General features: G+C 49.1%; 26 protein-coding genes and 1 riboswitch. Of the genes, 12 read left to right on the top strand and 14 right to left on the bottom strand.

All coding sequences use genetic code 11. The annotated features are described in order from the left end of the window. Nucleotides 1-95: 95 nt before the first annotated feature. Entirely contained in the window at nt 96-590 is a 495-nt protein-coding gene (gene lrp, locus BZG75_RS00290) for a leucine-responsive transcriptional regulator Lrp (RefSeq protein WP_077460192.1), read from the bottom strand. A 166-nt stretch (nt 591-756) separates the two neighbouring features. On the opposite strand from lrp, the gene ald reads away from it, so the two are divergent. From ald to infA, 7 genes are all read left to right on the top strand, one after another. Then, nucleotides 757-1,881, top strand: coding sequence for an alanine dehydrogenase (gene ald / locus BZG75_RS00295; RefSeq protein WP_021022420.1), 1,125 nt, complete (start codon nt 757-759; stop codon nt 1,879-1,881). A gap of 119 nt (nt 1,882-2,000) precedes the next feature. Beyond that, nucleotides 2,001-2,960, top strand: coding sequence for a thioredoxin-disulfide reductase (gene trxB / locus BZG75_RS00300; protein ID WP_077460191.1), 960 nt, complete (start codon nt 2,001-2,003; stop codon nt 2,958-2,960). A 77-nt stretch (nt 2,961-3,037) separates the two neighbouring features. Beyond that, the gene (gene cydD / locus BZG75_RS00305; RefSeq protein WP_077575855.1) at nt 3,038-4,807 is read left to right on the top strand and encodes a heme ABC transporter permease/ATP-binding protein CydD; all 1,770 of its coding nucleotides are present in this window, start codon (nt 3,038-3,040) and stop codon (nt 4,805-4,807) included. Next, on the top strand, nt 4,800-6,518 hold the full coding sequence (cydC, locus tag BZG75_RS00310; protein ID WP_077575856.1) for a heme ABC transporter ATP-binding protein/permease CydC: 1,719 nt from the start codon (nt 4,800-4,802) through the stop codon (nt 6,516-6,518). The genes cydD and cydC overlap by 8 nt, the downstream gene beginning before the upstream one ends. Before the next feature lie 15 nt (nt 6,519-6,533). Then, nucleotides 6,534-7,247 (top strand): leucyl/phenylalanyl-tRNA--protein transferase, encoded by a 714-nt coding sequence (gene aat / locus BZG75_RS00315; RefSeq protein WP_077575857.1) that lies wholly within the window; start codon nt 6,534-6,536, stop codon nt 7,245-7,247. Beyond that, nucleotides 7,244-7,969 (top strand): arginyltransferase, encoded by a 726-nt coding sequence (locus BZG75_RS00320; protein ID WP_077575858.1) that lies wholly within the window; start codon nt 7,244-7,246, stop codon nt 7,967-7,969. The genes aat and BZG75_RS00320 overlap by 4 nt, the downstream gene beginning before the upstream one ends. Nucleotides 7,970-8,098: 129 nt before the next feature. Beyond that, the gene (gene infA / locus BZG75_RS00325) at nt 8,099-8,317 is read left to right on the top strand and encodes a translation initiation factor IF-1 (RefSeq protein WP_021022425.1); all 219 of its coding nucleotides are present in this window, start codon (nt 8,099-8,101) and stop codon (nt 8,315-8,317) included. Between the two features lie 94 nt (nt 8,318-8,411). On the opposite strand, the gene clpA is transcribed toward infA, so the two are convergent. Together clpA and clpS are read right to left on the bottom strand one after the other, a co-directional pair. Beyond that, nucleotides 8,412-10,667 carry an ATP-dependent Clp protease ATP-binding subunit ClpA gene (gene clpA / locus BZG75_RS00330; protein WP_077575859.1) on the bottom strand — a complete coding sequence of 752 codons (2,256 nt, stop codon included), beginning with the start codon at nt 10,665-10,667 and terminating at the stop codon, nt 8,412-8,414. Nucleotides 10,668-10,712: 45 nt separating this feature from the next. Then, complete coding sequence (gene clpS, locus BZG75_RS00335; RefSeq protein ID WP_021022427.1) at nt 10,713-11,033, bottom strand: ATP-dependent Clp protease adapter ClpS; 321 nt, start codon at nt 11,031-11,033, stop codon at nt 10,713-10,715. Between the two features lie 825 nt (nt 11,034-11,858). Between clpS and cspD the strand changes: the two genes are divergently transcribed. Continuing rightward, entirely contained in the window at nt 11,859-12,080 is a 222-nt protein-coding gene (cspD, locus tag BZG75_RS00340; RefSeq protein WP_021022429.1) for a cold shock domain-containing protein CspD, read from the top strand. An 87-nt stretch (nt 12,081-12,167) separates the two neighbouring features. Here cspD and BZG75_RS00345 read toward each other — a convergent pair whose 3' ends face one another. After that, complete coding sequence (locus BZG75_RS00345) at nt 12,168-12,749, bottom strand: thymidine kinase (RefSeq protein ID WP_021022430.1); 582 nt, start codon at nt 12,747-12,749, stop codon at nt 12,168-12,170. 110 nt (nt 12,750-12,859) lie between these two features. Next, nucleotides 12,860-14,443: a Na+/H+ antiporter NhaC family protein gene (locus BZG75_RS00350; protein WP_021022431.1), complete on the bottom strand. Its 1,584-nt coding sequence runs from the start codon at nt 14,441-14,443 to the stop codon at nt 12,860-12,862. An 88-nt stretch (nt 14,444-14,531) separates the two neighbouring features. Next, a riboswitch (Lysine riboswitch) is annotated at nt 14,532-14,713 on the bottom strand. A gap of 281 nt (nt 14,714-14,994) precedes the next feature. Here BZG75_RS00350 and BZG75_RS00355 point away from each other — a divergent pair. Further along, entirely contained in the window at nt 14,995-15,420 is a 426-nt protein-coding gene (locus BZG75_RS00355; RefSeq protein WP_021022432.1) for an H-NS family histone-like protein, read from the top strand. A gap of 58 nt (nt 15,421-15,478) precedes the next feature. Here BZG75_RS00355 and BZG75_RS00360 read toward each other — a convergent pair whose 3' ends face one another. Both BZG75_RS00360 and BZG75_RS00365 read right to left on the bottom strand, forming a co-directional pair. Beyond that, nucleotides 15,479-16,450, bottom strand: a complete 972-nt coding sequence (locus tag BZG75_RS00360; RefSeq protein ID WP_077575860.1) for a lytic murein transglycosylase — start codon at nt 16,448-16,450, stop codon at nt 15,479-15,481. Between the two features lie 10 nt (nt 16,451-16,460). Next, entirely contained in the window at nt 16,461-16,736 is a 276-nt protein-coding gene (locus tag BZG75_RS00365; RefSeq protein ID WP_021022434.1) for a YcgL domain-containing protein, read from the bottom strand. Nucleotides 16,737-17,004: 268 nt separating this feature from the next. Here BZG75_RS00365 and minC point away from each other — a divergent pair, with 268 nt between their 5' ends. The 3 genes from minC to minE are packed head-to-tail and all read left to right on the top strand — an operon-like array spanning nt 17,005 to nt 18,768. Next, nucleotides 17,005-17,667 (top strand): septum site-determining protein MinC, encoded by a 663-nt coding sequence (minC, locus tag BZG75_RS00370; protein WP_077460183.1) that lies wholly within the window; start codon nt 17,005-17,007, stop codon nt 17,665-17,667. A 17-nt stretch (nt 17,668-17,684) separates the two neighbouring features. Next, nucleotides 17,685-18,497, top strand: coding sequence for a septum site-determining protein MinD (gene minD, locus BZG75_RS00375; protein WP_077460182.1), 813 nt, complete (start codon nt 17,685-17,687; stop codon nt 18,495-18,497). Between the two features lies 1 nt (nt 18,498). Continuing rightward, complete coding sequence (gene minE, locus BZG75_RS00380; protein ID WP_077460181.1) at nt 18,499-18,768, top strand: cell division topological specificity factor MinE; 270 nt, start codon at nt 18,499-18,501, stop codon at nt 18,766-18,768. Between the two features lie 56 nt (nt 18,769-18,824). Here minE and rnd read toward each other — a convergent pair whose 3' ends face one another. From rnd to BZG75_RS00415, 7 genes are all read right to left on the bottom strand, one after another. Further along, nucleotides 18,825-19,958, bottom strand: coding sequence for a ribonuclease D (rnd, locus tag BZG75_RS00385; protein WP_077575959.1), 1,134 nt, complete (start codon nt 19,956-19,958; stop codon nt 18,825-18,827). Nucleotides 19,959-20,043: 85 nt separating this feature from the next. Further along, nucleotides 20,044-21,735, bottom strand: coding sequence for a long-chain-fatty-acid--CoA ligase FadD (gene fadD / locus BZG75_RS00390; protein ID WP_077460180.1), 1,692 nt, complete (start codon nt 21,733-21,735; stop codon nt 20,044-20,046). A 121-nt stretch (nt 21,736-21,856) separates the two neighbouring features. Further along, on the bottom strand, nt 21,857-22,816 hold the full coding sequence (locus BZG75_RS00395) for an alpha/beta fold hydrolase (protein WP_241824040.1): 960 nt from the start codon (nt 22,814-22,816) through the stop codon (nt 21,857-21,859). 16 nt (nt 22,817-22,832) lie between these two features. After that, nucleotides 22,833-23,375: a Slp family lipoprotein gene (locus BZG75_RS00400; RefSeq protein WP_021022440.1), complete on the bottom strand. Its 543-nt coding sequence runs from the start codon at nt 23,373-23,375 to the stop codon at nt 22,833-22,835. 24 nt (nt 23,376-23,399) lie between these two features. Continuing rightward, entirely contained in the window at nt 23,400-23,699 is a 300-nt protein-coding gene (locus BZG75_RS00405; protein ID WP_021022441.1) for a hypothetical protein, read from the bottom strand. A 34-nt stretch (nt 23,700-23,733) separates the two neighbouring features. Then, the gene (gene tsaB / locus BZG75_RS00410) at nt 23,734-24,429 is read right to left on the bottom strand and encodes a tRNA (adenosine(37)-N6)-threonylcarbamoyltransferase complex dimerization subunit type 1 TsaB (RefSeq protein ID WP_077575861.1); all 696 of its coding nucleotides are present in this window, start codon (nt 24,427-24,429) and stop codon (nt 23,734-23,736) included. Further along, nucleotides 24,430-26,394 (bottom strand): ATP-dependent DNA helicase, encoded by a 1,965-nt coding sequence (locus tag BZG75_RS00415; RefSeq protein WP_077575862.1) that lies wholly within the window; start codon nt 26,392-26,394, stop codon nt 24,430-24,432. It lies immediately after the preceding gene. Between the last annotated feature and the right edge of the window lie 64 nt (nt 26,395-26,458).

Raw genomic sequence — 26,458 nt, forward strand, 5'->3', positions numbered from 1 at the left:
CGAGATATCACATTCTTTAAATCATGGCGTACAAAAAATAAGCCGAGCGCAATGCTCGGCTTTGGTTATGTTTTGCTTCACCCTATGGCCAACACTTAACGCGTGTGGATCACCAGATGATTACTTTGTTTTACCTCTTCCATTACCACGTAAGTGCGTGTGTCATTCACGCCGGGCAAACGTAGCAAGGTTTCACCCAATAACTTGCGATAAGCCGACATGTCAGCTACTCGTGTCTTTAGTAGGTAATCAAAATCACCGGACACTAACGAACATTCTTGGATGTCTTCTAGTGTCTGCACCGCTTTATTAAATTGCTCAAACACGTCAGGTGCGCCACGATTTAGTGTGATTTCCACAAAAACGAGCAGTGATGCATCTAAATACTGGGGATTAAGCTGTGCCGTGTAGCCAAGAATATAGCCCTGACGCTCTAAACGTCGCACACGTTCTAGGCAGGGGGTTGGAGAGAGACCGACACGTTTTGATAACTCAACGTTGGAGACTCGCCCATCCTTTTGGAGCTCATTTAGGATGTTGCGGTCAATACGGTCCAATTCCTTGGAGGGCTTGTTTTTGGTATCTACCATTTTTTATTCCACCTTGTTACTTCCTTGCAAAAAGATATACCAAATTAAATAACATCTAAACAATCTTTAGCATCAAATGCTGGTTTATTGCCTTTATACTAGCCTGAAAATTGACAATTTCAATAACAAGCCAGCCGATAACACTAAATAAACAAGAGGTGACAGCATGATCATTGGCGTTCCAAAAGAAATCAAGAACCATGAGTACCGCGTGGGTATGGTTCCAGCAAGTGTCCGTGAGCTTATTTCTCACGGCCACTCGGTCTATGTTGAAACCAATGCAGGTAACGGTATTGGTTTCTCTGACGATGACTATAAAGCCGCTGGGGCATCCATTCTCCCTGCCGCCGCTGACGTATTTGCGAAAGCAGACATGATCGTCAAGGTCAAAGAACCGCAAGCTGTCGAGCGTGCCATGCTGCGCGAAGGACAGATTTTGTTCACCTATTTGCATCTTGCACCAGATTTTCCGCAAACAGAAGACTTAATTAAAAGTAAAGCTATCTGCATTGCCTATGAAACGGTAACAGATTCTAAAGGTCGATTGCCACTATTAGCGCCAATGTCTGAAGTCGCCGGCCGTATGTCTATTCAAGCAGGTGCACAAGCGTTAGAAAAATCACACGGCGGTTCGGGCATGCTGCTCAGTGGTGTTCCTGGTGTCGAACCCGCTAAAATCGTCGTACTTGGCGGTGGCGTGGTTGGCTCAAACGCCGCGCGCATGGCGGTTGGCCTCCGAGCTGACGTCACTATTTTGGATAAAAATGTCGATACATTGCGTCGCTTGGACGAAGAATTCCAAGGCCGCGCCAAAGTCGTCTACTCAACCGAGGAAACATTAGACCAGCACGTACTTAACGCTGATTTAGTTATCGGTGCTGTCCTTATCCCAGGTGCTGCTGCACCGAAACTGGTCAACGAAGACCATATCAAGCGAATGAAACCAGGCGCTGCGGTTGTCGATGTCGCTATCGACCAAGGTGGCTGTTTCGCGACCTCACATGCAACGACCCACGCTGACCCAACCTACATCGTTGATGATGTTGTCCACTACTGTGTGGCAAACATGCCTGGCGCTGTCGCGCGCACCTCGACGGTTGCCTTAAATAACGCAACACTGCCCTACATTGTGAAGCTGGCGAACAAGGGATATCGCGATGCTTTAGTTCAAGATGAGCACTTGCGTAACGGTCTTAACGTGATCAGTGGCCACGTTACCATCAAAGAAGTGGCCGAAGGCTTTGATCTTCCATACGTTGATGCCCTGGATGCGCTGAAGTCAGCCCATTAATCGGCAATATCAATGATAGAAATAGAGGGCACCATCACGGTGCCCTTTCTTTAGCCTTCCAATTTACCTACAATCACTCCATTCAAAAAAACGAACCTCTTTCCTGCTCGGAGACGTGAATGAGTAACATTAAGCATGCGAACCTATTGATTCTTGGTTCAGGCCCAGCGGGCTACACCGCGGCTGTTTACGCGGCTCGTGCCAATTTAAACCCTGTTATGGTAACAGGCATGCAACAAGGGGGTCAGCTGACCACCACCACGGATGTTGAAAACTGGCCTGGCGATCCGGAAGGACTAACCGGTCCCGCATTAATGGATCGCATGAAAGCCCACGCAGAAAAATTCGATACCGAGATTATTTTTGATCACATCAATGACGTGGATTTATCCTCACGCCCTTTCCGCCTAAAAGGCGACAACGGCGAGTTCACTTGCGATGCCTTGATTATTTCGACGGGGGCGTCTGCGCAATACCTTGGCTTACCGTCTGAAGACGCGTTTAAGGGACGTGGCGTATCCGCCTGTGCGACCTGTGATGGCTTTTTCTATCGCAACCAAAAAGTGGCGGTAATTGGTGGCGGTAATACGGCAGTCGAAGAAGCCTTATACCTTTCTAACATCGCCTCTGAAGTGCATGTTGTCCATCGTCGCGATACCTTCCGTGCTGAGAAAATTCTGGTCGATCGTATGATGGACAAAGTGAAGAACGGTAATATTGTCCTGCACACTAACCGGGTATTGGATGAAGTGTTGGGCGATGAAATGGGCGTGACACAAGCGCGCTTAAAAGACACACAAAGCGATGAGACTGAAACCCTTGATGTGATGGGTGTTTTTGTTGCGATTGGCCATAAACCTAACACAGACATCTTTGCTGACCAGCTGAAAATGGAAAACGGCTATATCCAGGTTGAATCAGGCCTAAGTGGCAATGCAACCCAGACAAGCGTCGAAGGCGTATTTGCGGCTGGTGATGTCATGGACCACGTATACCGTCAAGCGATTACCTCTGCAGGGACCGGCTGTATGGCGGCTCTAGATGCCGAGCGTTATCTCGACGCACTCGCGAATCAGTAATTTCTCGCGCTCATGCAGGCTATCATTCGATGGCCTGCCCAGCCTGTTGGCAGGCTTTGATAGAATAATAAGATGATATGGATAAATCTAAACAGCGGGCGCTAACCCAATGGCTCAAGTCGCAGAGCACGTTAGCCAAACCCTGGTTAGTTGCGACGATTAGCATTGCACTCCTCTCTGGTGTGCTTTTGATTGCCCAAGCAGCACTTCTTGCCCACCTGCTGCATCAACTGATTATTGAGCAAACCGATAAATACGCCTTACTGCCAAGTTTTCTCACATTGGTCGGCGTTGTTTTAGCCCGTGCTGGGTGTAGTTGGGCCAAAGAACAAACTGGCTATCGCTGTGGTGAGGTCATTCGGCAACACATTCGCCAGTTAATACTCAACCGACTTCATGCGCTTGGACCTGTGAGTATTCAAGGGCGACCCGCGGGGAGCTGGGCAAGCCTGATCCTTGAGCAGGTTGAGGAGTTACAGGACTTTTTCGCTCGTTACTTACCCCAAATGGCGATCGCAGTCTTGATCCCCTTAGTGATTTTAGTCGTCGTGTTTCCAATCAATTGGGCATCTGGGCTGATCTTTTTAATCACAGCACCGCTGGTTCCCCTGTTTATGGCACTGGTCGGGATGAAAGCTGCCGATGCTAACCGCAAGAATTTTAAAGCACTGCAGCGTTTATCCGGCTATTTTTACGATCGTTTACGTGGCCTACCCACACTAAAACTATTTAATCGCGTTGATGCCGAAGCCGATCAGTTACACCTGGCGTCACATACGTTCCGTCAACGAACGATGGAAGTATTACGTCTCGCGTTCCTATCTTCTGCGGTGCTTGAGTTTTTTACGGCGATTTCGATTGCGGTTGTGGCGGTGTATTTTGGTTTTAGTTTTATCGGTGAGCTTGACTTTGGTCATTATGGTGCGCCTATTTCGCTCTTTACCGGCTTGTTTGTGCTGGTGCTGGCACCGGAGTTTTACCAACCGCTTCGCGATCTCGGTACCTTTTATCATGCCAAAGCGCAAGCGATTGGGGCTGCTGAATCGATTGTCACATTTTTAAACGCTGAGCCTGATACAGGCACGCAAGGAGAAGCAACTCCCGACTTGGCCACGGTCACCATCACTGCCGAGGATCTCGAAGTGCTCAGCCCAGATGGCCAGGTACTCGCCGGTCCCATGAATTTTCATATTAAACCCGGTGAACATATCGCACTGGTTGGCGTAAGTGGCGCCGGAAAATCTAGCTTACTCAATGCGTTACTCGGCTTTCTTCCCTACCGAGGTAGCTTGACCATTAATGGCTGTGAACGCAGTGAGCTGGCACTTTCGCATTGGCGACAAGCCATTAGCTGGGTGGGACAAAATCCACAACTGTTCCATGGCAGTATTCGCGATAATATCGCGCTCGCCAACCCCGATGCGAGTCCAGAAACGATTAACCAGGTGATGACACAAGCCTATGTGGATGAATTCGTGATGCGGTTAAAAAATGGCCTTGCGCACGCCGTCGGTGATCGTAATGGCGGCTTATCCGTCGGCCAAGCGCAGCGTGTCGCTGTCGCACGCGCCTTGTTGCAAGACGGTGCGTTATGGGTGCTAGATGAACCGACTGCGAGCCTGGATGCACACAGTGAAAAGCTGGTCATTGAAAGCTTACATGCTGCCACTCAGGCTAAAACCTGCATCCAGGTCTCTCACCGTCTAGATGCACTGGCTAACAGTGATCAAGTCTGGTTGATGGCCGACGGAAAGCTGGTTCAACAAGGCCAGTATCATCAATTAGCGCACACAGGGCCGCTGGCAGAGATGCTGGCTTCAGCCGATAGGAGAAATCTTGATGCGTGAACTCCTGCCGTATCTACGCTTGTATAAACGTCATTGGTTTGGCTTAAGTTTGGGCATTGTCCTCGCGTTTGCCACTTTATTTGCCGCCATTGGCTTGCTCACTCTCTCTGGCTGGTTCATTGCCGCAGCGGCAGTGGCCGGTATCGCAGGCATCGCCACCTTTAACTATATGTTGCCAGCCGCGGGCGTGCGTGGGTTTTCTATTGGCCGCACCTTTGGTCGCTGGGCGGAACGTGTGGTCAGCCATAACGCTACTTTCAAGTTACTTGCTGATCTCCGCGTGTCGTTTTTCCGTAAATTGGCGCCGTTAGTCCCCGACCATCGTCTGAATATGCGTGATGGTGATTTGCTTAACCGCATGGTGGCGGATGTCGACGCCATGGATCATGTTTATCTACGCCTTATTAGCCCCATGATTGTGGGTGTACTGGGCGTATTAGCCGTGAGCTTATTCTTGGGCTGGTTTGATCCGACGCTTGGTATTGCCTTGGGTCTGAGTTTGCTGGTACTGCTTGTCAGTCTACCGATCGTTTTCTATCGTCTGGGCAAGGATCAGGGCCGAGATCAACTAGAACAAAATGCCGCAACCCGCGTTGCCCTGCTAGATTGGCTGCAAGGCCATGCAGAATTAGCCTTATTTGGCGCTCGTGAGCGATATCGTGCGCGCATTGACGACAGCGAACAAGCGATGCTCAATGCGCAAGCGAATATGGCCCGTATCACAGGGTGGGCTAACGCCGTGCTAATCGCAGCCACCGGACTCACGTTAGTCTTGATGATTTGGCTGGCAGCCGATGGCGTTGGCGATCGTGCGCCAGGCCCCCTCATCGCCATGGTAGCGTTTACGACCATGGCAAGCTTTGAGCTGATGATGCCGATTACGGCAGCTTTCCAGTATTTAGGCAAAACGCTCACGGCCGCAAAACGACTCAACGCCATCACAGAACGCCCACCCAGTGTTCCTTTCCCTCTCGATGGCCACAAAGGACCGGTAACAGGATCAATTGGCTTGAATAAGGTGAGCTATCAATACCCTGGGGCGGCACAAGAGGCGGTATCAAGAGTCTCGCTGGACATCACAGCAGGGCAAACCGTCGCGCTATTAGGTCGTACAGGTTGTGGTAAGTCGACCCTTATGAGCTTGCTGACGCGTGCATGGGATCCGACTCAGGGGCAAATTACACTCGATGGTGTTCCGTTGAGCGAGTGGGATGAGTCTAGGTTACGTGATGCTATGTCTGTGGTGACGCAACGGGTTGATCTCTTTAACGGCTCACTCCGCGATAATCTCATTCTCGCCCGTCCAAATGCCTCAGACTCGGCATTATCTCAGGCATTGACGCAGGTCGGGTTAGCGCGCCTATTAGAAGGGCAAGGCTTAGACACCTGGCTAGGCGATGGTGGACGCCAGTTATCAGGCGGTGAGCGCCGTCGTTTAGGTATCGCGCGTGGTTTATTGCATTCGGCCCCGATTATGCTCTTAGATGAACCGACAGAAGGCTTAGATGTGCAAACTGAAGCCGAAATCCTGTCTTTATTGAAAACCCATTGCCAAGATAAAACAGTGGTGATCATTACCCATCGTCTTGTTGGCTTGGAGCAGATGGACACTGTCTGCTTAATGGATGCCGGTCAGATTGTTGAACAAGGGACGCATCAGTCATTGATCGATGCCAATGGACGCTATGCACAATTGATGCATCGGCTGTAAATCAGAGAGCACACGATGACCCTCTATTTGCCTCCTTTAGCGCAAGATGACGTTCGTTTTCCTCCCGTCACCGAGGCGCTGGATGATCCCGATGGCTTGCTTGCCATCGGGGGGGATCTTAGCCCTGCTCGGCTAATGTCTGCGTATCGCAATGGGATTTTCCCGTGGTTTGGTGAAGATGACCCGCTGTTATGGTGGTCACCCAGTGAGCGGGCCATCATTCAGCCAACCGAGTTTCACGCCAGCAGAAGCTTACAAAAAGCAGCGAGAAAGTCCGGAATGACGGTTACTTTGAATCAGGCCTTTGAGCGCGTTATTGCTATCTGTGCCGAGATTCGAGGGCCGGAGCAAACTTGGATCACGCACGAAATGCAAGCGGCCTATTGCCAGCTTCATCATCAAGGTGATGCCCACAGCGTGGAAGTATGGCAAGGCAATACATTAGTCGGCGGATTATACGGTGTGTCGGTGGGGGCCATTTTCTGCGGTGAGTCCATGTTTTCAAGCACAACGAATGGGTCTAAATTCGCGCTGTGGCAATTCAGCCAATATTTTGCTCACCAAGGAGGGCAATATATTGATTGCCAAATGATGACACCGCATTTAGCGTCATTAGGTGCGCAACCTTGGTCACGTCATACGTTTATCGACGCACTTCACGCACATCGTGACCGCCCTATTGCTGATGGCTACCCACCGCAACATCTTACCGATTGGAGAATAACATGAGTGTTGGAATCCAAGTTGGTGTCACACCAGGCGCTGATTGCCAGTATCTTACTGATCAAACTGAGCAACTCGCGGTGGTGATGTCTCCAGAATACCATCAACGCGAACGTTATGGTGCGCTGTTAGCGGCAGGCTTTCGGCGAAGCGGTCATCTCATCTACCGTCCTCATTGCCCTTCTTGTCAGGCTTGCCAAGCGTTGAGAGTCGATGTCGACCATTACCGCCCATCAAAAAGTCAAAAGCGGCATCGCAGCCAGCTCAAGCGCCTCACTATGCACGTCAGTGACCAGTTAGATGACCACTGGTTCGAGTTGTATGACCGCTATATTACCGCCCGTCACTCAGAGGGCAACATGTACCCGGCCAAACGGCAAGACTTCTTAGATTTTATCCATAGTGATTGGCTAACCCCGCGCTTTATTCATCTGTATCAAAATGAAGAACAGCGTTCACGCTTGATCGCCGTGGCAGTGATCGATGTGGTGGATGACGGCCTTAGTGCCTTATATACGTTTTTTGACCCCCAGCACCGATTTTCATTAGGACGTGTGAGTATTCAAGCGCAACTCCAGCTAGCAAAATCGATGCAGTTACCTTGGCTGTATTTGGGCTACCAAATCGATGCCTGCGCCGCGATGCGCTATAAAGCGGACTATTATCCCCACCAACGCTTTATTAATCAGCAGTGGCGGGCCTTTTCCTGGCCAGTTATTCCACAATAGTCGCTATTTTTTCTAGCAAGGTGCGCCCCAACAGGGTAAAATTCGCACCCGAACTTTACAGACTTTCAGAATAGAGGCATTATCTGTCGGTCAAAAAATTGGCTATCAGAATAAGCCTAAGAGGATTCAATGGCAAAAGAAGACGTAATTGAAATGCAAGGCACCGTATTGGATACGCTGCCTAACACTATGTTCCGCGTAGAACTAGAAAACGGTCACGTGGTGACTGCCCACATTTCAGGCAAGATGCGTAAGCACTACATCCGCATCCTGACCGGCGACAAAGTCACTGTTGAAATGACCCCTTACGATTTGTCGAAAGGTCGCATCGTTTTCCGTTCGCGTTAATCCTCCGAACGCGGTCAAAAAAACCCGGCTCTCAGGCCGGGTTTTGCTTTTGGTGAACGCTTGCTTTAATGAACACTTACGTGAGCAACTGCCGTTACGCTGGCTCCATTTGATCACTGAACTGGAAGTCCAAGCGGTTGTTTTTCAATACCACTCGAACCGTTCCTCCATTGACCAAACAACCAAAGAGCAGTTCGTTCGCTAATGGTTTTTTCAGATTATCTTGAATCACACGCCCCATCGGTCGCGCACCCATCGACTTATCGTAGCCCTCTTCTGCCAACCACTGTTTGGCTTCCGATGTCACTTCGAGTGAAACACCTTTAGCATCCAGTTGCGCTTGCAGCTCAACAATAAATTTATCCACCACTTGCAAGATGACTTGCTCATCCAAGTGATTGAACCAGATGATATTGTCGAGACGATTACGGAACTCAGGTGAAAATACCTTTTTAATTTCCGACATTGCATCATGGCTGTGATCCTGCTGAATCAAACCGATGGACTTACGTACCGTTTCCGCCACCCCGGCGTTGGTTGTCATCACCAAGATAACATTACGGAAATCGGCTTTGCGGCCATTGTTGTCAGTCAGTGTGCCATTATCCATGACTTGGAGTAACAAGTTAAACACGTCAGGATGCGCTTTCTCGATCTCATCAAGCAGCACCACACTGTAAGGATGCTTAATCACCGCATCCGTCAGCAGGCCGCCTTGATCGTAGCCAACATAACCTGGTGGTGCACCAATCAAGCGGCTAACGGTGTGACGCTCCATGTATTCGGACATATCAAAACGTTGGAGTTCAATGCCCATGGCACGCGCAAGCTGCACGGTCACCTCTGTTTTGCCCACACCTGTTGGCCCAGCAAACAAGAACGACCCCACGGGTTTGTTATCATCACCCAAGCCGGCACGACTGAGTTTAATTGCCTCTGACAATGCCGTGATCGCAGTATCTTGCCCAAACACCAACATCTTAAGTTTGTCGTCTAGCGACTGCAGCACATCTTTATCGGAAGAAGATATCGACTTCTCCGGGATCCGTGCCATTTTTGCAATCATGGTTTCAACATCAGGCACGTTGACGGTTTTTTTACGCTTACTCGCAGGTGCCATTCGGCATCGCGCGCCCGCTTCATCAATCACGTCAATCGCCTTGTCAGGAAGGTGGCGCTCATTGATGTATTTTGCCGACAACTCAACCGCCGCACGAATCGCTTTGTTGGTATACCGCACTTCATGATGAGCTTCGTATTTCGGTTTCAAGCCCATCAAGATCTTGGTGGTATCGTCGATAGACGGCTCCAACACATCAATTTTTTGGAAGCGACGCGCCAATGCACGCTCTTTCTCAAAGATAGAGCCGTACTCTTGGTAGGTTGTCGAACCAATACAACGTAACTTACCGCTGCTCAGTAGCGGCTTGATCAAGTTTGCAGCATCGACTTGGCCGCCACTTGCCGCACCCGCGCCAATGATAGTGTGGATCTCATCAATGAAAAGTACGGCATGATCTTCTTTCTCAAGCTGCTTTAAAATTGATTTAAAGCGTTTCTCGAAATCACCGCGATACTTGGTCCCCGCCAAGAGCGAGCCAATATCTAGCGAATAGATGACGCAGTCTTTAATGACATCGGGCACTTGGCCTTCGACAATGCGCCACGCCAGCCCTTCGGCAATCGCTGTTTTACCCACGCCGGCTTCCCCCACCAGCAATGGATTGTTCTTGCGACGACGGCACAGCACCTGAATGGTTCGCTCAAGCTCTTTGTCACGACCAATCAAGGGATCAATGCCACCGACGCGCGCCAACTGGTTTAGGTTGGTAGCAAAGTTTTCTAAGCGATCTTCACCTGGGTCGGCGCCCGCTTCTTCTGTCCCCATATCGCTACTGGGAAGATCTTCACTGTCGTCTTTGGTGGTGCCGTGGGAGATATAGTTCACCACGTCTAAGCGGCTGACATCATTTTTCTTCAATAAATAAGCCGCATGCGACTCTTGCTCACTGAAGATAGCGACAAGCACGTTCGCACCACTGACTTCGCTGCGCCCCGATGACTGAACATGGAACACGGCCCGTTGCAAGACGCGCTGGAAGCTCAACGTGGGTTGTGTTTCTCGCGACTCATCATCCGCCGGGATCAGCGGTGTGGTTTGTTCAATAAACGCGTCGAGTTCTTTGCGTAGCGCCTCCAGATCAGCTCGGCATGCCACCAGCGCTTCATGCGCCGCCGCATTTTCGATTAACGCGAGAAGCAGGTGCTCCACCGTCATAAATTCGTGGCGTTTTTCACGCGCACGTGCAAACGCGCCGTTCAAACTTGCTTCAAGTTCTTTGTTAAGCATAAAGGCACCTCCCTCAAAAACCGCGCTAAAGCGTGATGAAGCAGCTTACGCTTTCTCCATCGTGCACAGTAGCGGATGGCCATGCTCTTTGGCATACATCATTACCTGTGCCACTTTCGTTTCAGCGACCTCGGCAGTAAACACACCGCAGACCGCTTTTCCTTCATAGTGCACCGCCAGCATGACTTGTGTCGCTTTGTCCACATCCATGGCAAAAAACGTCTGGAGCACTTCGATAACAAACTCCATGGGAGTGTAGTCATCATTGTTGAGCACCACCTTGTACATCGATGGCGGTTGTAACTTAGTTTTTTCTGACGCCTCAAGCTCTGCGTCAGGCAAACCCCATTGATTCCAATTACTCATAACCACTTCAATGCATTGTTAGGGTATCAAGGCTCATTGTGTGGCGGGGCAGCACTGCCATCCACGAATCCCGTCCACCTGTCTTTAAAGTTAAGCTACAGATTGTATTCCAGCAACCTTTTCAATGCGAACATCGTTTGTCTGAGCAATTGTTAATCATGGTAGTGCTTTATCGTTGCACATATATATAGGGTGAAACACGCAAATTCGTTCACTGGCTATGCCAAAGCCCATGAAAATGTGTTACCAACCGGGCACCTGTATGCGTGCACAAAAAAAAAGGCAAACATACACCTACCCGATGGGCTATCACCACGCCAGCAGGATCATATGTTCGCTTATCCTGTGTTCTTTTTTCTTACAATTATTCAATAAATCTTCATGTTTACGCATTTTGCGCTAGCACGTATTCGTAAACGCGATACCGCGCCGGCAAACAACGTCAAATCACAACAAAAAAACACCCCTCAAACAAAGCATTATTAAACAATGATTTATATAAATAAAACTATAAAAACAACACTTATCACGAGCGAAAAAGCACCGATAACAGTGCGACATTCATGCAAATGACATGTCTGTTCTTTAATGAATTATCGTCACTCCCTCACACTTTTTCGATTTATTATTACATTCTTGTTATATGTTATAGCCAGCGCTTGACTGCCTAAAAGTATCTACTAAAGTGGAGTGTGTGGTAGGTAAATGACCAAGTTGGCTTCGGTCAGTCTGCGCCAGGGGGAATCCCAAGCTCAAGGCTAACCAGAAGCTGACAAGGCGTTTATCACGAGGTATGCAAAGTTTGATGCAAGAAGGATGTGTCGCATGGAAACTGGTACAGTAAAATGGTTTAACAATGCAAAAGGATTTGGCTTTATTTGTCCAGGAGAAGGGGAAGGAGACGTATTCGCTCACTACTCTACGATTCAAATGGATGGATATAAGACATTAAAAGCGGGGCAAACCGTCAGCTACGAAGTCGAGGAAGGACCTAAAGGCTACCATGCCAGCCAAATTGTGCCAGTCGATCAAGAGGCAGTGAAATAGCACTGATCCCGATCGGCCAAATTGAAGAAAAGGCGAGCTGTTGCTCGCCTTTTTTGTCTTTTCAGTGTGTCACACCGGTTCCATTGCTCAGAGCAGTCCGAGCATCTGCTTGTAGTGGCGACGACAAACAGAGACATAACGTTCATTGCCCCCAATCACAACCTGATCGCCATCTGCAATCGCGTTGCCTTCAGCGTCTTGCCGAATGACACGACTGGCTTTGCGTCCACAATGACACACAGTTTTAAGCTCCACCAATTTGTCAGCCCACGCGAGTAAGTACTGTGACCCTTCAAACAATTCACCACGAAAATCGGTACGCAAACCATAACATAGGACAGGGATCCGCAATTTATCCACGACATCGGTCAGTTCCAGTACTTGCTGCTTGGTTAAAAACTGGCTCTCGTCAATTAACAAACAGTCGACTTTGTCCTGAGATAAAATGGCCGCCACATGCTCAAACAACGACGTTTGGTTGTCATACAGATGTGCATCCGCGTCCAGGCCTATACGTGAACTTATTTTACCTTGCCCGTAGCGATTATCGATCGCGGCGGTGAACAGTAAAGGCTGCATCCCACGCTCTTGATAATTGAACGCAGATTGCAACAAGGTGGTCGATTTACCGGCATTCATTGCCGAATAGTAAAAATATAACTGGGCCATAACTGTCTCTACACGTAACGCCCTACTTCAGGGCCAACATCATTCAATACACCGGCATGCTACCGAACCCGCAGAAAAAGAAAAGCCCCGTTTATGCGGGGCTTGAAGGACTATCCTTTCAATTGACAGGGCCGCTTTTTAAGCCAAAGTAACCCCGAGCACAAAAGAATGAACGCCAGCGTCGACGCGGCTAATGACCATAACAAAGAGGCGGTAAAGCCAAGCACTAAGAAGCCAAATGTCGCAACGACTGCGCCCCCGATTGCATAAGGTAGCTGCGTGGCGACGTGGTCAATATGCCCACAGCGCGCCCCTGTTGAGGATAAAATAGTGGTATCTGAGATAGGAGAACAATGATCGCCAAATACAGCACCGGCTAATACCGCAGACAGCATCGGCAACATCAGCGCAATATCCGTCGCTGCCGCAAGATCCCCCGCAATCGGGAGCATAATACCAAATGTGCCCCACGACGTGCCCGTGGCGAATGCCATCACTGCGGCCAATAAAAATAAAACCACAGGTAACAATTGAGCAGGTAGGTTACCTTGTACTAACGAGGATAAATATTTACCCGTTTGTAAATCACCAATGATATGGCCAATCGACCAAGCAAATAGCAATATAAGAATCGCACCAAACATTGATTTAGCGCCGACCCATAACGTCTTCGCAATATCGGGCTTAGCAATGCCTTGTTTAACCGTCATCACTAGCGCAACAAACAGGCCGGCCAGTCCGCCCCACAGTAATGACATGCCGACGTCGGTATTCTCAAACGCTCCCAGGATAGAGAATGCATGATGATCAGCGGCTAAAGATTGCGCACCGGTGTAAAGCATGGCGCTAATCGTGGCGATCACTAGCACGACTATCGGAGCCACCAGATCCGCTACACTGCCATTTTCACTTTCTTCGATGCCTAAATCATCGCAAATATCAGCACAATGTTCGCTTTCATCACCTAATCGGCTGCCTTTTTTTGCTTGGTATTCAAATTGGCGCATGGGGCCAATATCAAGCTGAAACCAGACCACGGCAAACACTAACAGCAGCGCAAAAATGGCATAAAAGTTCATCGGAATCATGATGACAAACGCACCCAGTGCGGTGTAATCGGTAACACCATGCGCAACCAAGATAGAGCCAATAACGGTAATGATATAGGCACCCCAGCTGGAAGCCGGTGTAATCACACACATAGGCGCCGCTGTCGAGTCGAGAATATAGGCAAGTTTTGCCCGTGAAACATGAAAACGATCCGTGACTGGGCGAGAAACGGCCCCCACCGCTAAGCTATTAAAGTAATCATCAACAAAGATGAATACCCCAAGAAAAGCAGCCAGTAACTTCGCACCACGTTTACTCTTAATCCGGCTTTGTGCCCAATTCGCAAACGCGCGCGTCCCCCCTGATAAGGATAATAACGCGGTAATCATGCCCAATAATATTAAAAAGGCGAGGATACTCAAGTTCCAGCTGTTTAAACCGCCATCAGCGATAAATAAGCCAGTGATCACGTCCAGTAAATACTGACTAGCGGGCACAAGTGAAAAATCCGTCAGTAATACGGTGCCAAGGATTATCCCCATACCCAACGACAATAAGACACGTCGAGTTGCAATCGCGAGACCCAAGGCCAGCAACGGAGGAAGCAGTGATAAAGCGGATGAAGAAAAGTCTGTTAAGTTCATGATCTCAATATCAACCAGGTGGTTGGAGATCTACTGCAGAAACGAAGACGGTAAGGCGTGGTATTACACGGCAAACAACTTGCCTCCTACATACAGTAGCGCTCCATAGTGTGTTTCTAAGTACTATGGCAGTGCTGCTCCTATTCGGTAACAGCCCCAGCTCAATCGGTGTGATGACCTGATTGGCTTCGGCATTGTTTCCTTTTATGCGCCCTCATCGGTATCACCCTCTTGCGCATGACTCATAAACAACGCACCTCTACGTTAAGCGAAGTGCATTCTACACATCGTGCTCACTATCGCAACTATTTATGTTTGAAAAATCATCGACTCGTTGTCAGGCGTTCTATTCCTTTTCCATGCCAATGATAAACGACGCGCATTCTATTTTTTTAGACACAAGAATCAAAACGCCACTAAAACTATACGCTAGGATTGCGAATAACTTGCAAATAATGAACAATGTGGCGTATTAATATATGTAATATTGTATATTTCATTTATACTGCTATCATCCTTCTATTAACAAATAAATTAAACAGGAACCAATAATGTCTGATGCAATGAAAGCGTTACTCAACCTGCGTAGCTTACGCGCTCTTGCCAAAGAGATGTCAACCGAGCAACTAAACGAAGCGTTAGAGAAACTACATACTGTGGTTGAAGAGCGTAAAGAAATTGATCGCGAAGAAGAAGCAAAAGAACAAGAGCGTTTAGAAAAGCTAGAGAAATACCGCGAAATGTTAGTGGCCGATGGCATTGAGCCAGAAGAGCTCATGAAGCTATTAGGTGGCAGCACTAAAGCGAAAACACCAGGAAAGCGCGCAGCACGTCCAGCTAAATACCAATATACTGATAATGACGGTTCACATAAAACATGGACAGGTCAAGGCCGTATGCCTAAGGTTATTCGCGAAGCGACGGAAAGTGGTTCTGCAACACTCGACGATTTCCTCATCCCTGGCCAAGAAGCATAAACTTTTTACCAAGGAAAAAGAAAAAAGAGGCCAAGGCCTCTTTTTTTGTTATAGGGTATCAATCAAATTTAATTCTATCGGCTAAATGACTAACCGCCAGAGCAAAGTAATGCGAGCGGTTCCACTTCAATAAGCTTTGATAATTATTGTAGACCAAATACGCTCTCCCCTTTTCATCATCAGGCTGAATGAGCCATGCTTTGATGTCGACCTTGGGTAACGCTTGGCCGTTCATGCGTCTTACGCCTTTCGTCTGCCAGTCACTTAACAATAAGCCCTTGTCTGCTCCGGTACCGAGTAGAGACCGATCAAGCTGTTCTGGAACTTGAACTTGCCGACCCCATGTGTAGGTATCATCCCAACCAGCTTGTTTCAGATAATTCGCTGTCGATGCAAAAACATCGGCCTCCGTTTGCCAAATATCCTTTTTACCATCTTGGTTGCCATCCACAGCGTAATTAATAAACGAACTGGGCATAAACTGAGATTGCCCCATTGCTCCCGCCCATGATCCTTTCATGTCTTCGGGGGCAATATGACCTTGCTGTAATATTGTCAGTGCTGCCATGGTTTCTTTACGGAAAAAAGCTTCTCGACGGCCATCAAATGCCAATGTCGACAATGCCTCAATCACATTATAACTGCCTTGGAGCTTACCAAAGTTACTTTCAACGCCCCACAGGGCAACAATAAAACGTGGTTGCACCTGGTATTGTTCACCCACTTTTTTTAATGCGTCATAATGCTGATTGTAGAGCTTTTTCGCTTGCGCCACTTTCCAGTCTGGTACCGCACGGGGAATATACTCGTCTAAAGTAAGGCGCCGCTCAGGTTGATTTCGATCTGAGCTTACCGCACGTTCATGATATTCAATCCCGTCAAACGCTCGCTCGAGCAATGCATCGCTAATCCCTGCCTCACGAGCTTCATCTTTTAATGAGGCCACATATTGTTCAAATCCTGGCTTGGCCATCACTGGGCTAACGATTAATGCAGCCGCCATACAGGCTGAAATCATACCTTTGCGCATAGTCTTCCTTTTACAGTTTTTCGTTTCTGTTACGAATAGCCTGCAGCGCTACGTCCGGAGGTGGGGGCAGCTGTACAAAAAACCCCTCCTCTTGCAGGCTTTGCTTTACCTTGGTGATATTGACCACCGCAAGCTTTTCACGCTTGTCTAAGTCAATCATCATTGCGAACTCTGGTTGCCCAAAGCTGTTCATCAGCGCCTCTGGCACATCATCGAATTTATCTTTCTCTGCAAGATAAAGATAGGTGCCTTCTTTCTTTTTGCTTCGATAAATTGCGCAATACATCTCAAAAGTCCTCACGAGCATGCCATAAAACAGGCGATAAATTGTCATCCTCGGGCAAAGGTTTGTTAAACTTTACCGCAAAGTGTATCAAAACACGTATTTGCGGTGGTTTCTCACTATAAAGCTAAAAAACATCATTAAAACGAGAAATCTGACTCGAAAAGCAAACCTTGCTTGCCGCATCCGTGCTGTGAATATACCATGCTATTCAACGTCTGATAATGCGCGTCTGACTCGTGTTTTAACGACAGAACCGGGATCGAATCACATGCTTAAACAACCGGAGTTGAAAGGCTCTACTTTCACCCTATCCGTCCTCCATCTTGTTGACGATAACTTCGCCGCGGCGGCTGATGTGCTGGCCGAGAAGGTCACTCAAGCACCTGGTTTTTTTGAAGGTGCCCCCGTTGTGGCTGATGTTCAACGCCTTTCTCAATGTCCTGACATCAGTGCGTTAAAGCGCTGTTTACAGGCAACGGGAATGATTCTTATCGGACTGACTGGGGTCACGCACAACCATACACGCCAACTTGCGCTAGATTCGGGACTGGCCGTGCTTAAATCAAGTAAGCAGTCACGGATCGCAGATCCGATACAAACGCCAGCAAAAGTGGTCACCGCGCCTGTTCGTTCCGGCCAGCAAATTTATGCTAAAAACGCAGATTTGGTCATCTTGAATCATGTTAGCGCCGGGGCAGAAGTGATTGCCGATGGCAGCATTCATATTTATGGCGTGCTACGAGGCCGAGCAATTGCCGGCGCATGCGGACAAAAACAAGCACGCATTTATTGTCAGAACCTTCAGTCAGAATTATTGTCAGTGGCAGGTAGCTATTGGCTGAATGATAAGATTCCACCAGAACATGTTGAGCGGCCAGCCATGGTGTCGCTTAATCAAGAAAGCTTACAGATTGACCCCCTCACGCTATAACAGAATAAGGACGAGGAATGGCACGAATTATTGTAATTACTTCCGGCAAAGGTGGCGTGGGAAAAACCACCTCAAGTGCAGCATTAGCGACCGGATTAGCATTAACAGGCAAAAAAACAGCGGTTATCGATTTTGATATCGGTTTACGTAACCTGGACTTGGTGATGGGATGTGAACGCCGTGTTGTCTACGACTTTGTTAATGTCATTAATGGTGAGGCGAATCTCCATCAAGCACTGATTAAAGATAAACGCGTAGAAAACTTGTTTATTCTACCCGCTTCTCAGACACGCGATAAAGATGCGCTGACCAAAGAAGGGGTTGAACGTGTTTTAAAAGACATGGACGAGCTTGGTTTTGAATACATTATTTGCGACTCTCCTGCGGGCATCGAGGCTGGCGCATTAATGGCGCTGTATTTTGCTGATGAAGCAATTGTCACGACCAATCCTGAAGTGTCATCTGTACGCGATTCTGACCGTATTCTTGGCATTCTTGACTCTAAATCACGCCGCGCAGAAAACGGTGAGGAGCCGGTTAAACACCATTTATTAGTCACTCGTTATAACCCTGCACGTGTGACCAATGGCGAAATGCTAAGTGTCGAAGACGTTGAAGATATTCTACGTATTCCTCTGCTGGGCGTGATCCCGGAAAGCCAGTCGGTATTACACGCCTCGAACAAAGGTGAGCCTGTTGTGCTTGACCAAGAGTCTGACGCAGGCCAGGCCTACGAAGATGCCATCGCTCGTCTGCTGGGTGAAGAGCGCCCCTTCCGCTTTATTGAGGAAGAGCGTAAAGGTTTCTTAAAACGCTTATTTGGAGGCTAATGTGGCATTGCTAGAATTCTTCCGGCCCACTAAGAAAAAGTCCGCCAACATCGCGAAAGAGCGTTTACAGATTATTGTTGCCGAGCGTCGTAGTGCCGATAGCCCTGCTCCAAACTATCTGCCTCAGCTTAAGCAGGATATCTTAGATGTCATCCGGAAATATGTCGATATTGCGCCAGACCAGGTATCGGTTAGCCTCGAGCAAGGGGATGATGATCTGTCTGTTTTAGAGCTAAATGTTACGCTCCCCGAGGAAGGAAAGGACCACTAATACGGCCCCTTTTTCTCAAAAACACGAAAGCGGTGCACGAGCACCGCTTTTTAGGTTTAGGCGGTTGGCTTTTTGGGAATAATCGCTAACAGGGCGTCGCCAATTAACGTGTAACGCCATCCTTTTGCCAACTCGGGGCGCTTCTCTTCTTGGCAATCGTCTCGCCATACCCAAGTAATCAGCTGATTCAGCTGTTTTTTGGAGCCAATAAACTCTGGCGCTAATCCAGCGTTATCAGCCGCTTCTTGCACTTTTTCTTTAATTGCTTTGATCACTGCTTTATAGCCTGGTTCATCAACCAATCGTGTCAGCGCTGGCGGGCATTTATCCGCAGTCACCTTGTCAGCCTGTTTTGCGATTTTTATCAGTGTTTGTGCATGATAGCGAATTTCAAAGCGATCAAACCCATGTTCCTGCATTTGCTCTACTGTGCGTATATCGTATCGCGCCATTTTCCAAAGGTGCTGTTCTTTGACGATAAAATTAAGCGCCATATCACGACGTCGTGCCTCTTTGGCTCGCCATTTTGCCAACGCTTGCAATACTGCCAATTGTTGTGGATTCAACTGCCAAGCATATTTAATCTCTCGATAGACAGCATCATCCGCCTTTGGCTGCTGTTTTTTCAGGCAAAGCAGTGCGCACTCCTCGACGATAGCCTCTTGCCACGGTGTCTGCGCTAAGGCGTCAGACAACGCCTGATAAAGTGGCATCAAATAGTAAACATCTGCTGCGGCGTAGTGCTTTTGCTTGTCGGTCAGTGGCCGTGCACACCAGTCAGTGCGTGACTCGCCCTTGTCCAGCGCCACACCGACATAACGCTCAACTAAGCTTGCAAACCCTTCCGATACACCATGGCCTAAAAATGCTGCCATGATTTGGGTATCAATCATTGGTGTCGGTAGCGCACCCGCATGGTGTAGAAACACCTCTAAGTCTTCACTGCTCGCATGTAGTACTTTGGTCACGCTGACGTCGGCCATCAGTGCCCACAAAGGCGATAAATCGTCAATCGCGATAGGATCGACTAGCGCGAGGCACTCCCCGTCATAAAGCTGAACTAAGCCCAGCTGAGCATAGAAAGTGCGAGTGCGGACAAACTCGGTATCGACCATCACGGTTGCTTGCTGACGAAGACGCGTGCATATAGCCACGAGTTGTTGAGAAGAGGTGATCAGTTGATAGTTCACAAAAAAGCCCATAAAGAAAATGCCGGCGATGCCGGCATTTCGTGATTCGTTATCGCTAGTTTACCCTTTTCTGGGTCGGTTCGCATCAAGCCGACGCTTTTTGCGCAGGCGCCTCAGACTCGTCTCTTAACTCACGACGCAAAATCTTACCAACATTGGTTTTAGGTAATTCATCCCTAAATTCCACCACACGCGGTACCTTATAGCCCGTAAGATGCTTACGACAGTGGGCAACGAGATCATCTCGCGTGAGCGAGGGATCTTTTTTCACCACACAGATCTTCACCAACTCGCCCGAGTTTTCGTTAGGCTGGCCAATCGCTGCAACCTCGAGCACTTTTTCGTGCAGAGCGACCACGTCTTCCACTTCATTTGGGTAAACATTGAAGCCTGATACCAAAATCATGTCTTTTTTGCGGTCAACAATGTGCAAGAAACCATCATCATCAAACTGCACCACATCACCGGTCGCTAACCAGCCATGTTCATCAATGCTCTCCCGTGTGGCTTCAGGCCGATTCCAGTAGCCTTGCATCACCTGTGGGCCACGTACTAGAAGCTCACCGGGTTGATTATCGGCGACATCGTTACCTTCATCATCGACAATACGGACCTCAGTCGAGGGCACGGGCAAACCAATTGAGCCATTGTAGTCTCGCAGATCGTACGGATACGCGGCAACCAAAGGTGAGCATTCGGTTAACCCATATCCTTCGAGTAAGTGCTTACCCGTCAGTTTTTTCCAATTTTCAGCCACTGCACGCTGTACCGCCATGCCTCCTCCCACGGTCAAGCGTAGGTTCGAGAAATCGAGCTCATGGAAATCTTCGTTGTTGAGTAAGGCATTGAATAACGTATTTACGCCGGTGATCGCGGTAAATGGATATTTTTGTAGCTCTTTCACAAAGCCTGGAATATCACGCGGGTTAGAAATCAGTAAGTTCTGCCCCCCCATCTCGATAAACAACAGGCAGTTTACGGTCAACGCAAAGACGTGATAAAGCGGTAATGCAGTTACCACCACTTCTTCACCCGCATTAAGCACCGGCTGGTAGGTACCTTTTGCTTGATAAACATTCGCCAACATATTGCGGTGGGTTAAGATAGCGCCTTTCGCCAATCCAGTGGTGCCACCCGTGTACTGGAGGAAAGCGACATCATCGCCTTTCAAGAAAGGCTTAACGTATTGCATTCGGCGACCACGACTCAGCGTTTGGCGCATCGATGTGGCATGAGGCAAATGATACTTGGGTACCATTTTCTTCACGTATTTGACCACAAAGTTCACCAAGGTTCCTTTGGCGCGCGGTAGTTGCTCGCCTAAGCTGGTCAAAATCACATGCTTGACTGGGGTATTGTCGACCACTTTTTCTAATGTATGGGCAAAGTTACTGACAATCACAATGGCCTTTGCTCCCGCGTCCGTCAGCTGGTGCTCTAACTCACGAGGGGTATATAACGGATTGACGTTAACAGCAACACAACCGGCACGTAAAATGCCGAATAAAGCAATCGGATATTGCAGCAGGTTTGGCATCATGATCGCAACGCGATCGCCTTTTTTCAGCTTCAGCTCATTTTGCAAATAGGCCGCAAACGCGCGGCTACGCTCTTCCAATTTACGAAACGTCATCACCTGCCCCATATTAATAAAGGCAGTCTGGTCGGCGTACTGTTGAACAGAATGTTCAAACATTTCAACAAGGGAGCGATGAGCATCTGGATCTATTTCCGCCGGCACATCCGACGGGTAACGATTAAGCCATACCTTTTCCACTGGCTTTCTCCTATATTTCTGCTGGTCGGCTATTTTGCCCACTTCGATCGACGCAAGGTATAATTCAAACAAGTGTTTAACCTGCCTACCATAACGTTAACATTATTTTTACACGAGCATTTTAAGTGCGCGTTTGAATTTTGGTCACAAAATCCGTTATCAACGACACAGTTTGTTGCGGTTGTTGAAGGTGGCAATGATGGGTTCCGGGAAGCTCAGCGAGGGTGAGTTGTTGAAACCACGTTGCCCGGATGGCCGCATCTGTTGAGCGAAATGCAGGATACCCATCTGTCGCTCGAATCGCCAGTACTGGGCAATTGATCGCTCGAATAATCGACTCACTGTGAGCTGGCGACATTCGATAAAGCGCTTCTGCGTCTAATTTGCGGTCATGACGCCAGCGTACGCCTTGTGTACATACCGAAAGTCCTCGAGCCACCAAAGGCAGAAGTGACTCAAGCGACACTTTATTTATCGAGGCGCGTAACCGTAGCGCCTTAAGCGCCGAATCAAAGTAACGGGGGGCCTTTGCTCTTAAAATGGCCCGTTGATTCAAGCTGTTCACAAAACGTTCAGTGACCGTCTGCTCAGGTTCCGCGATCGGGCCGAGCGCTTCAATGGTCACCATGGCATCAATACTATCGGGGAAACTGGCCGCATAACAGCTAGCGACCACCCCACCCAGTGAATGACCCACCAGCACCACCGGCCCTGTGTGACCGAGCAGCGAGAGCGATGAGTGGTTCAGCACTTGGTGCAGATCATCAAGATAGTCAAAAAACGGATAATAATAATCACCGGGTTTGTGTTCCGATAAACCATGTCCTGGCCAATCAAACAGAATGAGCCCAAAATCTTGCGGCAATAAAGGAAGCAGCGAATGAAAACTCGCGAGATTATCTTGCCAACCGTGCATGAACACTAATGTCGGTGCGCCATGGCTGGGCGTACGCACAGCCGCCGCTACCTGAATGTCTGCAAGCGGGATAGATGTGGCAACCAACCCCGAGCAAAGGCCCACTTGCTCAGGGGGCTGGGCCAATAAAGCATCAAGCTTTGCACTTAACGGTGTGGATAGCATGGCGACCCGTTATGGGTTAAGGAAGGGTAATCACGCTTTGCACATGCCCGGTACCGACACCGATACGAAGTCGAGAACAATACGACCCGTAACAATACGGCCTGTCATCATCAATCACTTGTTGCTCAATATTCCATAATTGATGTCCTTTCACCTTAAGCACTGGGTAATCATAGGCGTACGCATCGACCATACCTTGCTGGCGTGAGTCAAAGTCGCCGAGAATGGTAATCGGCCGCCCTTTGGCATAATCAGCAGGCTCCACAAACCCATCAAAAACGGCTTTAAAACGCCCGAGGGATGAGGCCTTAATATCGGGACGTCCCGCATCTGAGATTGGTAAAGCTACGATTTCTACAACCGAGTCAGACTCCCGGTTGTTGACACCGACAATCATCCCGCCTAAGCGCACTTCTTCGCCTCGTTGCGCCTCAGTCATTTTCGCCACAACTGGATATTCAGTCACGGGCTGATCCATGCGTCCTTTGAGTGTCTCCGGCAACGTTGAGCAGCCGGTTAAAACCAAGGCACCAAGAACGACTAGCCAATAAGGTTTCATACAACACGCTCCTTTTGTGCGCCATTAAACGTATATATCGACCCCAACCAAGCTCAACAGTTCCTCTCGCCGTGTTTGGTTTAACACGGCGAAGTAAGATTCCATTGCCTGCCGACCTCGACCATCAGGTAAATCATACTGCACCTGTTGCTGCGCTTGCTCAGCTTGCGCAACCGACACTGGGTCAACGCGCTGGCGAACCGCGTTGGCAACTTGCGTCGTCTTCGGCGTTTGCTTGCGTGTGGCTTTCTGTTTGTTTGCCGCACGCTGGGATTGATTCGATCGGGTCGTCTGTGGGGACGGTACACCGTTAATCGATACCATATTCGCTTCCTATGCTCACCGACCGACTACCGGCCTACTCTCGCCCGGGTAATTTCTTCCACGTGACTTTATCTCGCAAATAGGTGGGGCTGGCTAGCTCGGCGGCCACCGCTTCTCCTGACTGGTACGCGTGTTGTGCAATCGCGATCATATCTTGCGCTTGCGGGTACAACACGTCTGACCTGACGCTTTGCAATCCCAACTGGGCCTCTAGATCAGGATAGGCAGGCCAGCCGGTTCCTGCCAATGTCCAAACACCTTGGTTCGAGTGAGGTGAAAGCGCATCGGGTGCGACGACCACTTCCTCACCTAAACACTGCCAACGGCCTGTTTGTGTGCGTTGGTACTGACCGACATATAACTCGCCCATCCGCGCGTCAATCGCAGCGAGAACATGGGTTGCGCCGCTCAGTCGGTAGCTTTGTGCCGCCATCGCCTCTAGCGTCGACACGCCAATCATGGGCAAATCCGCGCCAAAAGCGAGTCCTTGGGCAATACCAATACCAATGCGTACACCGGTAAAACTGCCCGGCCCGCGGCCGAACGCCAACGCATCCACCTGGCTGAGTGCGACGCCGGCTTCTGCCAGGACTTCATCAACCATCGGCAGGATCTTATTCGTGTGTTCGCGTGGGGCGATTTCACTGCGTGAAATAACATGATCGCCACAACTAAGTGCCACTGAACAATTCTCCGTCGCCGTATCGACGGCAAGTATTTTTAGCGTCATTTAACCCTCTATAGGTTGATGTGATAAATGCGAGTGAACGGTTTTATTGTCCGCCTCTGAGGGCGACAAAAAATCGTCAATATGGTTAAGCTCCCGTGTCCGTGGGATAGCAGGTAAACTGCGTAAAAAGGTCGCGCCATAGGCACGGGTGACTAAGCGGTTATCACAGATAATCAATGCGCCATAGTCTTGTTGATCACGAATCAATCGCCCCACGCCTTGTTTAAGCGTGATCACTGCTTCGGGAATTTGTACCTGAGCGAAGGGATCGCCACCTTGCAATTTGCAGTCTTCAATGCGTGCTTTTAATAAAGGATCATCCGGCGACGCAAACGGCAACTTATCAATGATAACGCAACTCAAGGCCTGGCCTCGTACATCAATGCCTTCCCAAAATGCCCCTGTCGCCACCAGTAGCGCGTTACCTAAAGACAAGTATTCTGCCAATAGGCGCTGTTTAGGCATTTCGCCTTGCATCAACACCGGCAATGACAACTGCTCGCGAAATAACGCCGAGAGCTCACGGACCATTTGGTGCGACGTGCAGAGAAAAAAGCAACAGCCTTGGTTGCGTTCAATCACCGGCCCGAGCATGGCGGCCAATTTATTCGCACGGCGATAACTATTGGTCTCAGGGACATGACGTGGCACACACAATCGAGCTTGTTCTGGATAATTAAACGGGCTTTCCAGCGTCATTTGTTGTTTGGCATCGATCCCTAATCGGTGATTAAAGTGGCCAAAATCTCCCTCTACGGCCAAGGTGGCCGAGGTAAAGATCCATGCACCGCCTTGTTCGGCCATTTGTTCACGAAAACGGTCCGCTACGGATAATGGCGTAATATTCAAGCTAAAATGATGGCGTGTACATTCATACCAGTAGGAATATCCGGTTATCGACGTATCGCGAAGGCGCGTTAATCGGGCTTTAAACAGCGTAATACGGTCAAATGCGGCATCCAATAACTGGCTTCGCCCAAGCGACAACTTGACAACGTCATGAACTAAATCGAGGGCATCGGACAGTCGCACCAGTTCTTTTTCAACCACGGGTGACGCTTGAAGCTCGCGCCAATTGCCTCGAAACCCTGGCTCCCCCATTACTAACCGCATATCCATCGCTGCTTGCGAGAGGCGATCGGCCACTTTTTCCAGTTGGCGGGTATCACGAAGTTCGGTCCGGTAGGCGATATGAATATCTTTCGCGGCATCTTGAAGCTGTCGGCTTGACAAAGACTGGCCAAAATACTGGCTGGCGATATCGGGCAATTGATGCGCTTCATCAAACACCATCACATCGGCATCTGGGATCAGTTCACCAAAGCCGGTTTCTTTGATGGCGACATCTGCCAAAAATAAATGATGATTCACCACCACCACATCGGCATCCATCGCGCGGCGCCGCGCTTTCACTACATAACAATCTTCATAGCTCGGGCAGTCTTTCCCCAGACAGTTATCATTGGTAGAGGTCACAACAGGAATGAGCGGACTGTCTTCGGCAAGCGCCTCGCATTCACTCAAATCGCCTGATTCAGTATACGATGACCACTCACGAATTTTGACCAACTGACTCAGTTGTCCCGGTTCACTATCTGGGCGGTGACACTCGCTGATTTGCCGCTCTAAACGTTCAGGACAAAGATAATTGACCCGGCCTTTGAGTAGCGCCGTGGTACCGGTATAGCCCAGCGCAGACTTCATCAAGGGTAAATCGCGATGGTAGAGCTGCTCTTGCAGGTTTTTCGACCCGGTACTGATAATCGCTTTTTTGCCGCTTAACAACACCGGGGCCAGATAGGCATAGGTTTTCCCGGTTCCTGTGCCCGCTTCAACCACTAACTGGCCTTGTTCACGAATGGCCGTATCGACAGCGATCGCCATATCTGTTTGCGGTTGGCGAGGCACGAAGCCGTTAATGGCTTTAGCCAGCGCGCCCGTCTCTGAGAAAACCTTACGGATCATTGGATAAATACACAGGGGAAAGAGAGCATTATGCCAAACCCCCAAAATGGATCAAACCATTCAG

It is taken from the genome of Salinivibrio sp. AR640, from assembly GCF_001995405.1.
Taxonomy (GTDB): domain Bacteria; phylum Pseudomonadota; class Gammaproteobacteria; order Enterobacterales; family Vibrionaceae; genus Salinivibrio; species Salinivibrio costicola.